This is a genomic window from Bradyrhizobium sp. LTSP849 (genome assembly GCF_000938255.1).
Classification (GTDB): Bacteria; Pseudomonadota; Alphaproteobacteria; order Rhizobiales; family Xanthobacteraceae; genus Bradyrhizobium.
In genome coordinates this window covers 250,609-263,600 of record NZ_JYMR01000055.1, presented here as the reverse complement: position 1 = coordinate 263,600, position 12,992 = coordinate 250,609, and the positions used below count along the sequence as shown (strand labels likewise).

Annotated in this window: 14 protein-coding genes; 9 read left to right on the top strand and 5 right to left on the bottom strand. The window is 63.2% G+C overall.

Going from position 1 to position 12,992, the window contains the following annotated elements; translation table 11 throughout:
* Positions 1–13 precede the first annotated feature (13 nt).
* The 4 genes from UB31_RS37205 (at position 14) to UB31_RS37190 (ending at position 3,067) form a co-directional block, all read left to right on the top strand.
* On the top strand, positions 14–484 hold the full coding sequence (locus tag UB31_RS37205; RefSeq protein ID WP_045002857.1) for a chemotaxis protein CheW: 471 nt from the start codon (positions 14–16) through the stop codon (positions 482–484).
* 73 nt (positions 485–557) lie between these two features.
* Complete coding sequence (locus tag UB31_RS37200) at positions 558–923, top strand: response regulator (protein ID WP_007600538.1); 366 nt, start codon at positions 558–560, stop codon at positions 921–923.
* Positions 924–998: 75 nt separating this feature from the next.
* On the top strand, positions 999–2,198 hold the full coding sequence (locus UB31_RS37195; protein WP_045002856.1) for a protein-glutamate methylesterase/protein-glutamine glutaminase: 1,200 nt from the start codon (positions 999–1,001) through the stop codon (positions 2,196–2,198).
* Positions 2,195–3,067 (top strand): CheR family methyltransferase, encoded by an 873-nt coding sequence (locus UB31_RS37190; RefSeq protein WP_045002855.1) that lies wholly within the window; start codon positions 2,195–2,197, stop codon positions 3,065–3,067. The genes UB31_RS37195 and UB31_RS37190 overlap by 4 nt, the downstream gene beginning before the upstream one ends.
* A gap of 44 nt (positions 3,068–3,111) precedes the next feature.
* Here the strand turns inward: UB31_RS37190 and UB31_RS37185 are convergent, their stop codons facing one another.
* The 4 genes from UB31_RS37185 to UB31_RS37170 all read right to left on the bottom strand — a co-directional run bounded on the left by UB31_RS37185 (position 3,112) and on the right by UB31_RS37170 (position 5,393).
* On the bottom strand, positions 3,112–4,269 hold the full coding sequence (locus tag UB31_RS37185; RefSeq protein ID WP_045002854.1) for a glutathionylspermidine synthase family protein: 1,158 nt from the start codon (positions 4,267–4,269) through the stop codon (positions 3,112–3,114).
* Between the two features lie 3 nt (positions 4,270–4,272).
* On the bottom strand, positions 4,273–4,506 hold the full coding sequence (locus UB31_RS37180) for a hypothetical protein (protein ID WP_045002853.1): 234 nt from the start codon (positions 4,504–4,506) through the stop codon (positions 4,273–4,275).
* A 64-nt stretch (positions 4,507–4,570) separates the two neighbouring features.
* On the bottom strand, positions 4,571–4,987 hold the full coding sequence (locus UB31_RS37175; RefSeq protein WP_045002852.1) for a hypothetical protein: 417 nt from the start codon (positions 4,985–4,987) through the stop codon (positions 4,571–4,573).
* Between the two features lies 1 nt (position 4,988).
* On the bottom strand, positions 4,989–5,393 hold the full coding sequence (locus tag UB31_RS37170; protein ID WP_045002851.1) for a DUF350 domain-containing protein: 405 nt from the start codon (positions 5,391–5,393) through the stop codon (positions 4,989–4,991).
* A gap of 257 nt (positions 5,394–5,650) precedes the next feature.
* On the opposite strand from UB31_RS37170, the gene UB31_RS37165 reads away from it, so the two are divergent.
* Both UB31_RS37165 and UB31_RS37160 read left to right on the top strand, forming a co-directional pair.
* On the top strand, positions 5,651–7,468 hold the full coding sequence (locus tag UB31_RS37165; RefSeq protein WP_045002850.1) for a CHAT domain-containing tetratricopeptide repeat protein: 1,818 nt from the start codon (positions 5,651–5,653) through the stop codon (positions 7,466–7,468).
* A gap of 73 nt (positions 7,469–7,541) precedes the next feature.
* Positions 7,542–9,128, top strand: a complete 1,587-nt coding sequence (locus UB31_RS37160; RefSeq protein WP_045014423.1) for a hypothetical protein — start codon at positions 7,542–7,544, stop codon at positions 9,126–9,128.
* Between the two features lie 87 nt (positions 9,129–9,215).
* On the opposite strand, the gene ctrA is transcribed toward UB31_RS37160, so the two are convergent.
* Entirely contained in the window at positions 9,216–9,917 is a 702-nt protein-coding gene (gene ctrA, locus UB31_RS37155) for a response regulator transcription factor CtrA (RefSeq protein ID WP_007600544.1), read from the bottom strand.
* Between the two features lie 428 nt (positions 9,918–10,345).
* Here ctrA and fliI point away from each other — a divergent pair, with 428 nt between their 5' ends.
* The 3 genes from fliI (at position 10,346) to UB31_RS37140 (ending at position 12,945) form a co-directional block, all read left to right on the top strand.
* On the top strand, positions 10,346–11,671 hold the full coding sequence (fliI, locus tag UB31_RS37150) for a flagellar protein export ATPase FliI (RefSeq protein ID WP_045002848.1): 1,326 nt from the start codon (positions 10,346–10,348) through the stop codon (positions 11,669–11,671).
* A gap of 121 nt (positions 11,672–11,792) precedes the next feature.
* Positions 11,793–12,212 carry a flagellar export protein FliJ gene (fliJ, locus tag UB31_RS37145; RefSeq protein ID WP_045002847.1) on the top strand — a complete coding sequence of 140 codons (420 nt, stop codon included), beginning with the start codon at positions 11,793–11,795 and terminating at the stop codon, positions 12,210–12,212.
* Positions 12,213–12,399: 187 nt separating this feature from the next.
* A complete protein-coding gene (locus UB31_RS37140; protein WP_045014422.1) occupies positions 12,400–12,945 on the top strand; it encodes a sigma-70 family RNA polymerase sigma factor in 546 nt (181 codons plus the stop codon).
* The last annotated feature ends 47 nt before the right edge of the window (positions 12,946–12,992 follow it).

Genomic DNA, 12,992 nt, shown 5'->3' with positions numbered 1-12,992 from the left:
AGGAGACGCAAAGATGAGCAAGAAGATGCAGACGGGCGAAGGCGCCATGGTCGAATACGTCACCGCGATGATCGGTGGCCAGCTGTTCGGCCTGCCGATCTCCCGGGTCCAGGACGTGTTCATGCCCGAACGCGTCACCCGCGTTCCCTTGTCCTCGCGCGAGATCGCGGGCGTGTTGAACCTGCGCGGCCGCATCGTCACCGTGGTCGACATGCGCGCCCGGCTCGGCCTGCCCAAGCCCGAGGACGGCAAGGTGCCGATGGCGGTCGGCGTTGATCTCCGCGGTGAATCCTATGGCCTGCTGATCGACCAGATCGGCGAGGTCCTGCGCCTGTCCGAGGACGGCAAGGAAGAAAACCCCGTCAACCTCGACCCCCGCATGGCCAAGCTCGCCGGCGGTGTCCACCGCCTCGACGGCCAGCTCATGGTCGTCCTCGACGTCGATCGCGTGCTCGAACTCGCGCCCGAAATGATGGCGGCCTGATACGGCGGCGCCGCCGCCGACGGACGTGCAATTGGAAGTGCCCCCGCAAAGGGGACAGGAAGCAGAGGCTCACATGCGAACTTGTCTCGTCGTTGATGATTCCAGCGTCATCCGCAAGGTTGCGCGCCGGATCCTGGAGGGCCTCGACTTCCAGATTCTCGAAGCTGAGGACGGTGAGAAGGCGCTGGAAGCCTGCAAGCGCGGACTCCCGGACGCAGTGCTGCTCGACTGGAACATGCCCGTCATGGACGGCTACGAGTTCCTCGGCCATTTGCGCCGTATGCCCGGCGGTGACCAGCCCAAGGTGGTGTTCTGCACCACCGAGAACGACGTCGCGCATATTGCGCGCGCGCTGCACGCCGGCGCCAACGAGTACATCATGAAGCCGTTCGACAAGGACATCGTGACGGCGAAATTCCAGGAAGTCGGACTTATCTGAGCGAATTCCCGGAGGCCGTACGGATCCTTCGGCGATTGTCTTCAACTGAACCGTTTCAGTCTGAGTTGGTGAGTAATGAGTGTTGCGTTCGCAGGTAGTTCGACCACGAGCCCGTCGCGCGAAGCCGGGCCGCTGCGGGTGATGGTCGTTGACGACTCCGTCGTCATACGCGGTCTGATCTCGCGCTGGATCGGCGCCGAGCACGACATGGAGGTCGCTGCCTCGCTGCGCACCGGGCTCGAGGCGGTCAACCAGATCGAACGCATCAATCCCGACGTCGCCGTGCTCGATATTGAAATGCCCGAGCTCGACGGCATCTCGGCGCTGCCGCAACTGCTGGCGAAGAAGCGCGACCTCGTCATCATCATGGCCTCGACCCTGACCCGCCGCAACGCGGAGATCAGCTTCAAGGCGCTGTCGCTCGGTGCCGCCGACTACATTCCGAAGCCGGAGTCGACGCGCGAGGCGTCGGCCGCGGACATCTTCCACCATGACCTCATTCAGAAGATCCGCCATCTCGGCGCGCGGCTGCGCAGGAAGCCCGCGGTCGCGAGCCCGCCGCTGGCGCCCGCGAGCCCGGCTCCGGCCGCACGTGGACCGGCTGTCGCACGCCCTGCCGCGCCCGCAGCGACTCCGGCCCTGCATGCCCTGTCGTCGGGGCCGCTGACCACGCGCCCGTTCTCGACCCAGGCACCAAAGGTGCTGCTGATCGGCTCCTCGACCGGTGGTCCGCAGGCGCTGATGGCGCTCGTCACCGAGCTCGGTCCGGTGATCGATCGCGTCCCGGTGCTGATCACCCAGCACATGCCGCCGACCTTCACCACCATTCTTGCCGAGCATCTGGCGCGTTCGAGCCGCAAGCCGGCAGCCGAGGCGGTCGACGGCGAGCCTGTGAAGGCGGGTCGCATTTACCTCGCGCCCGGCGGCAAGCACATGCGCGTCGTGCGCAATGGTGCCGATGTTGCAATCGCGCTCGATGACGGCCCCGCCGTCAACTTCTGCAAGCCCGCGGTCGATCCGCTGTTCACCTCCGCCATCGACATCTGGCACGGCAGCATCCTGTCCGTGATCCTGACCGGCATGGGCTCGGACGGCATGCGCGGCGGCAAGGACATCGTCGCTGCCGGCGGCAGCGTGATCGCGCAGGACGAAGCCTCCAGCGTGGTGTGGGGCATGCCGGGCGCCGCCGCCAATGCCGGCATCTGCGCGGCAATCCTGCCGCTCAACCAGATCGGCGCCAAGGTCAATCGCCTGTTTGCGGGAGACCGCTCGTGACGCCCACGGACTATGAGTATCTGCGTAAGTTCCTGAAAGAACGTTCAGGTCTCGATCTCTCCCCCGACAAGCAGTATCTGGTCGAAAGCCGGCTGCTGCCGCTCGCCCGCAAGGCGAGCCTGCCCGGCATCCCCGATCTCGTTCTCAAGATCAGGAACGGCGACGGCCGGCTCGCGACCGACGTGGTCGAAGCGATGACCACCAACGAGACCTTCTTCTTCCGCGACAAGATTCCGTTCGATCATCTGCGCGACACCATCATGCCCGGCCTGATCCAGGCCCGCGCCGCGCGCAAATCGCTGCGCATCTGGTCGGCAGCTTCGTCGACGGGGCAGGAGCCCTATTCGATCGCGATGTGCCTCAAGGAGATGGGCGCTGCTCTCGCCGGCTGGCGCATCGAGATCGTCGCCACCGATCTGTCGCAGGAGGTGCTGGAGAAATCCAAGGCCGGCATCTACAGCCAGTTCGAGGTGCAGCGCGGCCTGCCGATCCAGTTCCTGATGAAATACTTCGCGCAAGTCGGCGACATCTGGCAGCTCAATGCCGATATCCGCGCGATGGTGCAGTTCCGCCAGCTCAACCTGTTGCAGGACTTCTCCCATCTCGGCACGTTCGACATCATCTTCTGCCGCAACGTGCTGATCTATTTCGATCAGGGTACCAAGGCCGTGATCTTCGAGCGCATGTCGAAGGGCCTGGAGGCGGACGGCACGCTGCTGCTTGGCGCCGCCGAATCCGTCGTCGGCATCACCGACGCGTTCCGTCCCGTCGCCGATCGCCGCGGCCTCTACCAGCTCAATCCAGCGCGCTCCGGCCGCCCGATGGGTGGGTTGATGCCGCAGCCGCTGAAGATCGCCGCGGCGCGGTGAGCTTTCTTCCTTCTCCCCTTGTTGCGGGAGAAGGAAAGAAGACCTCACAAAATTGCATGCGGGAGAAACCGCGAACTGTTGCCGGTGATAGGGCTCTCGTCCTCGCGGATCGACAGACCGCACGGTTCGTGGTTGACCAGCCAGCTTCCCACCACCGGATAGAAGCCTGAAAAGTTCGGCAACGGCGACAATGCCTGGCGCACGAAGCCTTCGGCGCCATAAGGGCCTGCGTGCGCGTCAAGCGAAACACCGGCCGAGACCAGCGTGACATTGGCGCCTTCGCGCGACAGCAGCGGCTTGCGCACATAGGAGCTGCCGAGCCCGGCTGCGCGCGGATCATCCTCGAAAAAAGCCGGCAGCAAATTGGGATGGTTCGGAAACATCTCCCAGAGCAGCGGCAGGATTCCCTTGTTGGAGAGCACGGCTTTCCACGGCGGCTCGATCCAGCGCGTCGATACGTCCGCGAGCTTTGCGCCGAAGGCGTCGTGGAACATCCATTCCCAGGGGTAGAGCTTGAAGGCGAGCGCGATGTCGCGATCGTCAAGATCGACGAAGCCGCTTGCATCGCGCCAGCCGATCTCCTCGATGTCAATGAGCGTGGTCGATAGTCCCGCCTGACGCGCGGTGTCCTCGAGATAGGCGAGCGTACCGGCGTCCTCTTCATTGCCGGTGGTGCCGGTCAGATGCAGATGACGGCCCGCGGCAATCGTCTTCCACGCCTCGATCAGCCGCTCATGGATGGAGTTGAATTGGTCGGCACGCGCGGGGATGATGCGCCGCTCGATCGCCTGCTCCAGCCAGGTCCATTGAAACACCGCGGCCTCGAAGATCGAGGTCGGCGTATCCGCATTGTATTCGAGCAGTTTTGCCGGGCCCTCGCCGTCGAATGTCAGGTCGAGCCGGCCATAGAGGCTGCGGTCGTCGCGCTCCCAGCTCGCCGCGATCAAGTCCCAGAACGCTTCCGGAATCTTCAAACGCCGCAAGTGTCGCTCGTCGCCGATCACGCGGCCGGCGAGCTCCACGCACATCGCGTCGATCTCGCCGGTCGGGGTCTCGATACCGCGCTCGATTTCGTCGAGCGTGAAGGCGTAATAGGCGCGCTCGTCCCAATAGCGCTCGCCGTCGATGGTGTGGAAGGCGAAGCCGCATTGTTCGGCGGTCTGTTGCCAGTCGTCGCGTTCGGGACAGACGATGCGTTGCATGGGTCAGCCGCCGCCGTGGCCGCCGTGACCGTGACCACCATGGCCGTGCGCGCTCATGTGATGCAGCGTGCCGCCGAAGCCGCCATAGGCTGGTCGGCAATAGGGCCTGCCGTCGATGCCGGGAACGGCTTCGAGCCCGGAGCCGCAAGGGCGCTCGCGCTTCACAAATCCCATCGAGACCGCGCTGACTGCGGCAGTACCCATCAGGGTGAGCACGACCCTTCGCGAACGTTTCATGCGGTGATCCTCCGGAGCCAGCTAAGCAGACCTGCGCGCGGCGTTGAACTCACAAACCCGCGCCTCACCCGCCGCCCGAGAAGCCATGCGCAAACGAGCCGAAGCCGCCGCGCGTGACGCCGCCGGAGCCTGAATCGGATGAGGTCCCCGACGAGTAATGGCTCGAGGAGTCGCTGCTGAAGAAGCTCGACCGCGACGACCAGTGCGAGCTGCCGCTGCCTGACGAGCCGCTGCTGCAATTGGTGCTCGTCTGTACCGGCGCCACCGCGCCGGGGGCTGACGTCCCGGGGACTGGCGCCCCGGGAGGAGGGGGATAGCAATTCGGCCGCGGCATCAGCGTGAAGGCGGTGGTGCCGACCGCGATCGTACCCATCACCAGCAGTGCGACATGGCGGGAACGCTTCACCGGCTCGCCCAGTGTCGGTGACACCGGCGCCGGCCTGCGCTTGCCGAACTCCTTGGTGGACGGCTTCTCTGTCATGTCAGTAGATCATGCAGGCGGCGTTCAAGATGCCCGCGGCGAGCGAGGACAGCCCGAGCCAGATCGCCGGTGCAAGCTCGCCAGCGGCGATCCGCGCCGACAGGTTCGGCACCGGGACCTTCACGAGAAAGAACACGACGACCTGCACGATCAGCGCGATGAAGGCCCATATCAGGCAGTCCAGCACGTTGGCCGAATGTGCGATCGCGCTGAACAACGGCGCCACGAAGCCGAGCAGGCTGAGACCGAGCGCAATTGCCGCAGCCGTGTCGTTCTCGCGGATGAGCTGGAACTCGTTATGCGGCGTGATCCGCGTGTAGACGAAGAGATACGCTACTATCGCGATCAGCCCGGTGCAGAAATAGACCAGGAAAGCAGGCAGGCCGGCGAGCGATTGCAGGATCATGGGGGAGGTCCGACGTTGACGGCGCGAAGTCTGGCACGATCGCTTAGTCACCGCACCGGGCGGATAGGTTCGATCTCCAGAAACGAAACGGCTCGCCGGCGAACGCTGGGCACTGCACAAATATTCGGGCCGTGTGAGACATGCTTCACAAATGCGTCTCGAGGTTGCGTGTGATAGTGTGGCCCATTGATGCCGCAAGCCACGCTAATTCGAGGGATTCTTCGTTCAAATAGAAATCTTGTTGAGTGAGGCTCAAAATGCCCGTTGCCGAATACGAAGATTTCGAGCTCGAGATCGGCTCCGATCTGCCCATGGGTGGCGGCCCTCAGCAATATTACGGCCGGGTCCTCAAGTCACCGGCGGGCGAGGCGCCGAAGAGCCAGGTCAAATTCTGGTTCTCTGCGCCTGGCGAACTGGCCAAGCTCAGGGGCGAGCTGGAAAACGCCGTTCTGGAAATCGACGATAAAAACCACCAGGGGCCGGCGACGCGCGGCGAACAGGTCTTGCGGGATTTCGGGCGCGGGGTATTCCGCAGCGTCTTCACCGACGTGCCGTCGATCCAGCGGATCTATGAACGCAGCAAGGGCGCGGCGCAGGATCTGAGAATCAAGCTACGCATCGAGGCGGCCGACCTTGCCGGACTGCCCTGGGAATATCTCTACGACGAAGACGACATGCCCGGCTTCGTCAGCCTGACGCGTCCCATCGTGCGGTATCTCGAAACGGCGGGCGGCGTCGGCCGGATGGGCGTCAAGGGACCGCTGCGCATCCTCGGCATGATCGCCGATCCCTCGACCAGCGAATGGCCGAAGCTCAACGTCGTCAAGGAGCGCGATCGCATCAACAAGGGCATCGATGCGCTCCAGCACGAAGGCAAGGTCGATTTCCAGTGGGTCCCGGGAGGGAGCGGAAGAGACCTGATGAAGAAGCTGCTGGAAGGCGACTGGCACATCTTTCATTTCATTGGGCATGGCGGCATCGAGGAAGCGTTGCCCGGGGCCGGCGCAAGCGGCTTCGTCGTCATGGTCGACGAGGACGGCAAGCCGGTGAAGAAGTTTGCGTCCGACCTTGCCATGATGCTGACGGGGGCAAAGCGCAGCCTGCGCCTGATCGTGCTCAATTGCTGCGAGAGCGCGCGGATCAATGTCGGCGATCGTTTCGGCAATCCGGCGATCGGTCTGATGAAGACCGGATGGCTGCCCGCCGTGGTGGCGATGCAGTTTCCCATCACCGACAATGCCGCGATCTCAATGTCGGAAGGGTTTTACGCTGCCTTGGCCGGAAACCGTCCGATCGACGATGCGTTGATGCTGGCCCGCAAGTTCATCCAGGAAAAATCGCGGGTCGAATGGGGAATTCCGGTTCTCTACATGCGCTCGTCCGACGGACGGATATTCGATGTCGAAACTGCGAAGCCGCCGGAGAGCCCGTCCGAGGCGGCGCGCCCCTCGAAGGAAATGCTGCGGCAGCGGCGCGACGAATTCATGGAGGCGCTCGCGGCCGGTGCGGCCACGATCGAGGCTCTGGAGGATCTGACCCGGCGCGGGCAGGAGCTCCACGGCCTGCTTGCCGACGATGCCGAACTCTCGGTCCGGCTCGCAAAGGTCTATTTCGACCTTGGCACGCTCCAGCACAAGCAGAAGCTGATTCCGAAGGCGGCGGCGAGTTTCGCCTACATGCTGAAGCTTGACCCGGCGAAGCCCGAATATTTCGTGCGCAGAGCCAATTTCAACGTGACGGTCGGTCTCTACGAGAATGCGCTCAGCGACATCACCGAAGCCATCAAGCTGAAGCCGAAGAATCCGGAGTTCTACTGGATCAAGGGCATCGTCAGCATGACGGCCGCCGGCATCGACGACAAGCGCGGCTATCTCGAGGAGGCGATCAAAGCCTTCGGCACGGCGATCGCGACCAATGAGAACGAACCGAAATATCTGGTGTCCCGGGCCAACGCCTATGCCCAGATCAAGGACGCCGCGAAGGCCCAGAACGATATGGACAGCGCGATTGCGCTTGCACCTGACAACATCGATCTCCTGGTCCAGAAGGCCAAGATGGTTGCCCAGGCTGCATAATTCTCGCACGACCGCCGGATGCTGCGGCATCCGGTGCGTCTTCATCAGCGAACCCTAGCGATAGGAGTTCACCGTGACGCTCGATAATGTCGTAGACCCCCTGAATGCGATCTTCGAGTCCTTCGGCGGACCGCTTCTGGTCGTGCTGTTCTACTGGTTCAGGTTCCATACGCTCAAGGGCACGCGCTCGTTCACGACAAAGCCCTTGTTCGTGTTTGGTGTCGCCGTCTTCATCACGCCGTTTCTGGTTATCTATGCCCTTCTTCCCGACAAGCTGTCGCCGCTCGCCGCGATCTGGCTCCTGACGTTCGTCTGGCTCATTCCCGTCGCGCCGAAGGCGTGGCGAAAATTCTGCCAGGAGTTGGCCGGCATTCCCGTCAGCGCGCTCGCGCTGCGTGACGCGCTGGCCGCATCGCCGTTCCAGGTCAACCCTGACGACATGCCGAGCCTCCAGCGCAAGCTGTCCAGGGTCGGCTACCAGATCGACGATTTCCGCGCCGTGCAATCCACCGCGATACAGTCGCGCTTCCTCAAGATTTCGGCGCTCATGCTTCATATCGAACGCTGGGCCGCCGACCACGAGGCCTTTGTTGAGCGCAATTCCGATCTCTATGCCGAGCTGCTCGCGGTCTACGATTCCCTGTGCTTCCGCACCGTCCGCGTGCTCAAGAGCTGCGCCGAGATCTACGGCGCGATCATGGAAGACAGCCAGGTCGAGCCGGACGACTGGCAGGCGCTCGACCAGCTCTCGACCCGCCATAGTGCGGTCAGCCAGCTTCAGCTGGCCGCCCAGACGGCGGCGGGATGCATGCTGGAGGATCTTCGCAAGGATATGGATGCGCTGCTCAACAATCTCCTGCTGTTCGCTGCGCGCGCTGCGTTCGCCGGCGAATGGTCGCTCGCCGGCAGCAGGCGAAGGCTGGGCGCTATCGGCTTCACGCTGGAGCCGTCCCCGCCCGGCATCGCGAAGTTCGTGGCGGTCGTGGCAGGCTTCGCCTTTGTCTGGTGCCTGGCGTGGCTGATTGGATCCGGCAAGGTCGTCCACACGCCGGGAGAGGAGTATGTCGGCATGCTGCGGACGCTGGTGGTAACGCCGCTCTACCTCATCGTGAACTTCTGGCTGGTCTATTATTTCAAGCGGCACTACGCGTTCGCGAACGACACTATCTTCGGCCAGCTGCCGGTCCGGTTCATCCTGACGATCGGTCTCTGGAGTGCGCTGCTCTTCTTCCTTCCGCTTCAGGCGCTGTTCGACTTCTACCAGTTTCCGCAGAAGTCCTATCTCGACGTATTCCTGCACGAACTGCCGCTCCTGATCTTCCCCTGGGGGATCGCGGCGATGGCAGCGCTTCTGGTGCAGGATTCGACGTGGAGCAGGCGGTCCCGGATAACTCGGCGGATGCGTGATGGCCTCGTGTTCGGCGGTGGCATGACCACCATGCTGTGGGTGCTGATGGCCATCCACCAGGTCAGCCCCATGCCGGTCATGGCAGTCGTCGACAACGTCCCCGCGTGGCCGTTCTTGTGGTCCTTCGTGGTTCCGACCTTCGCGTTCGGGTTCGTCATCGGTTTTGGGTTGATCGCCTGGCTGCGCGAGGCAGCCGCGCGCTGCCCGGTCAGGAGCCCTGATCTCGCACGTTCCGTGCTCGCCAGCGCCTGACGAGCCCCCAAAAAACAAAACCCCGCCATTTGCGGCGGGGTCCAGGCTGGGAGGAGCAAGCCCCGAAGGGCTTGCGACGTAAACTGATCAGGCCGGAATGCGCTCTTCGACCTCGTGCGGCTCGCGCAGCACGTAGCCGCGGCCCCACACGGTCTCGATGAAGTTGCGGCCTTCCGAGGCATTCGCGAGCTTCTTGCGGAGCTTGCAGATGAAGACGTCGATGATCTTCAGCTCCGGCTCGTCCATGCCGCCATAGAGGTGGTTGAGGAACATTTCCTTGGTGAGGGTGGTGCCCTTGCGCAAGGAGAGCAGCTCCAGCATCTGGTATTCTTTACCCGTCAGATGCACGCGCTGGCCGCCAACTTCCACCGTCTTGGTGTCGAGGTTGACAACGAGGTCGCCGGTCTGGATGACCGACTGGGCATGGCCCTTGGAGCGGCGCACGATCGCGTGGATGCGGGCAACCAGCTCGTCCTTGTGGAAGGGCTTTGTCATGTAGTCGTCGGCGCCGACGCCGAGACCCTTGACCTTGTCCTCGATGCCGGCAAGGCCGGAGAGGATCAGGATCGGTGTCTTGATCTTGGAGACCCGAAGCTGCTTGAGCACGTCGTAGCCGGACATGTCGGGCAGGTTGAGGTCGAGAAGAATAATGTCGTAATCGTATAATTTACCGAGATCGACGCCTTCTTCCCCCAAATCGGTCGTGTAGACGTTGAAGCTCTCAGACTTCAGCATCAGCTCGATCGACTGCGCGACGGCGCTGTCATCTTCAATCAGCAAAACGCGCATGCCAGTTCCCCATAGTCGCCGCTCCTGGGCGTCAGGTCGGCCGCATTCGCGGCACTCAACAAAACGCCTTTGAACAACTGATTCGGATCCTGACGATAGATGGTTAACAAAATCTGATTCTGGAACGCAAGCCCTTGGGTGCAATTTTTGTCGAATCGCCCTAAGGTCTTGTGTAGGAAGCAGCTTTCGTCACGCAACGCCGTTCAAGTTCCACTTTAAGAGACGGGCCTAACCGACTCCCGCGACTCAGCCTTCTTCTGAAGGGGAATCACGTTCAGTCACAAAGACAGTGACGCAATGATTAACGATGCGGGTAAACACGAAGTTAAGCGCCGTTCAGAAATATGGCGAAACTTAAGGTTTTCGCCATGAAGGCCCCAATCCTGAAGGCGCGCCCCTTATGAAGGCCACCCTATGAAGGCCCCATTATGAAGGCTCTTGCCGAACAGATCGGCGACATCGACGGCGTCAATATTTATGGCCGTGTGGTCGGCGTTCGCGGCCTGATGGTCGAAGTGGCCGGCCCTATCCACGCGATGTCGGTCGGTGCACGGCTCGTGATCGAGACCGGTGCGAACCGTTCGATCCCCTGCGAGGTGATCGGCTTCTCCGGGAACAATGCCGTCGTGATGCCGTTCGCTGGCCTCGACGGCGTGCGCCGCGGCTGCAAGGCGGTCATCGCCAATGCCGCCAATCAGGTGCGTCCGTCGTCGGCCTGGCTTGGCCGTGTCGTCAACGCGCTGGGCGAGCCGATCGACGGCAAGGGGCCGTTGCCGCAAGGCGCCTCGCCAATGCCGTTCCGCAATTCGCCGCCGCCGGCGCATTCGCGCAAGCGCGTCGGTGCCCCGCTCGATCTTGGCGTGCGCGCGATGAACACCTTTCTCACCTGCTGTCGCGGCCAGCGCATGGGCATCTTCGCGGGCTCCGGCGTCGGCAAGTCGGTGCTGCTCTCGATGCTCGCGCGCAACGTCGATGCCGATATCAGCGTCATCGGGCTGATCGGCGAACGCGGCCGCGAGGTGCAGGAATTCTTGCAGGACGACCTCGGCGAGGAGGGGCTGGCACGTTCCGTTGTGGTGGTGGCAACCTCCGACGAGCCGGCCCTGATGCGGCGGCAGGCCGCGTATCTGACGCTCGCGGTCGCGGAATATTTTCGCGACGAGGATCAGGACGTGCTCTGCCTAATGGACTCGGTGACGCGCTTTGCCATGGCTCAGCGCGAGATCGGGCTGTCCGCCGGCGAGCCGCCGACTGCCAAGGGCTACACGCCGACCGTCTTCACCGAGCTGCCGAAATTGCTGGAGCGCGCCGGCCCCGGTCTCGGTGAGGGCGCCATCACCGCGATCTTCACGGTGCTGGTCGACGGTGACGATCATAATGAGCCGATTGCCGACGCCGTCCGCGGCATCCTCGACGGCCACATCGTGATGCAGCGCTCGATCGCCGAGCGCGGCCGCTACCCTGCCATCAACATCCTCAAATCCGTCTCCCGCACCATGCCGAAATCGGCCGACCAGCAGTTCTGGCCGACCATCCAGCGGGCGCGCCAGGTGATGGCGACCTATGCCGATATGGAGGAATTGATCCGGCTGGGTGCCTACCGGGCAGGTTCCAGCCCCGAGGTCGACGAGGCGATCCGCCTGCATGAGCCCCTGGAGGCCTTCCTGCGTCAGCGCAAGGACGAAAATGCGTCGCTTGCCGACGGCTACCGCCAGTTGGCGCAAATCCTCGGCAATTTGGAAACGGAACGCTAACTTTGTCCCGTCATCATCCCATCCCACAGAGTAGCAAAGCCGGTCTTGGCCCAAATTGGGCCTGTGGGGAGACCGGTGTCGTCCCACGTGCAGCTAAGGGACTTCTGGGGAGTACGAGTCGATGAAGTCACGTGATACCCTCATTCGCCTGAAGAAATTTCAGGTCGACGAGAAGCGCCGCCGGGTCGCACAGATCGAGTCCATGATCGCCGACTTCCAGCGGATGTCGACCGATCTTGATCGCGAGATCCAGACCGAACAGGACCGCGCCGGAATCAACGATCCCGCGCATTTCGCCTATCCGACCTATGCCAAGGCCGCCATCCAGCGCCGCGAGAACCTGACGCGCTCGGCCGACGAGCTGAAGGGTCAGCTCGACGAGGCCAAGGCCGCGCTCGGGGAGGCCTTCGAGGAGTTGAAGAAGGTCGAGCTCCTGGACGAGCGCGACCAGGCCCGCGAGCGCGCCGAGGAAAACGCCCGCGAGCAGGCCGATCTCGACAGCATCGGCCTGATGCGCTCCCGCATCGGTGCCGTCGCCTGAAGGCGCAGCCCGCAGTCAAAATCGCCTGAGAATTTGCGAGCCCGGACCCGCAAGGTCCGGGTTTTTGCATTTGCTGTCCACAGTGTGGCGCGCCGCCCCCTTGGTGAGGGGCTTGGCCGCGCGCTATGGTAGCAGGGGTGCCAGGGTCCGCGCGGGATGCGATGAGGCCTGCGCGTTGGGGGGCTGAATGCTGACGCCAGCAGAGCTGGTTGGGCTGATTGAGGCGGTGGCGAAGCGCGATCAGGCTGCGTTCGAGCGCCTCTACGGGGCCACGCGCGCGAAACTCTTTGGCGTCGTGCTCCGTATCTTGCGCCGACAGGATCTCGCAGAGGAGGTCATTCAGGAGACCTACGTCAAGATCTGGAACAGCGCCGGCCAGTTCAATCCGGCGCTGTCGTCACCGATCACGTGGATGGCGTCGATCGCGCGCAACCGCGCCATCGACATCGTGCGCAAGAAGACGGAAGTCTCCATCGAGGAGGAGCCTCAGGCGATGGAAGTCGCCGCCGACAGTCCCGATCCCCTGGCGCGCCGGGAGATGTCCGAAGAGTTGAAGCGGCTGCTGGAATGTATCGGCCGGCTCGAGCCGGATCGTCAGAGGCTCGTGCTTCTCGCCTATTACAACGGCTGGAGCCGCGACCAGTTGGCGGAGAAATTTGCCGCGCCCGTCAACACGATCAAGACGTGGCTCCGGCGCAGCATGTTGGATATCCGGGAGTGCCTTGGACTATGAAGGCTTGGACTATGAGGGCCGGACGAACGAGGATGGGTTTGGACTGC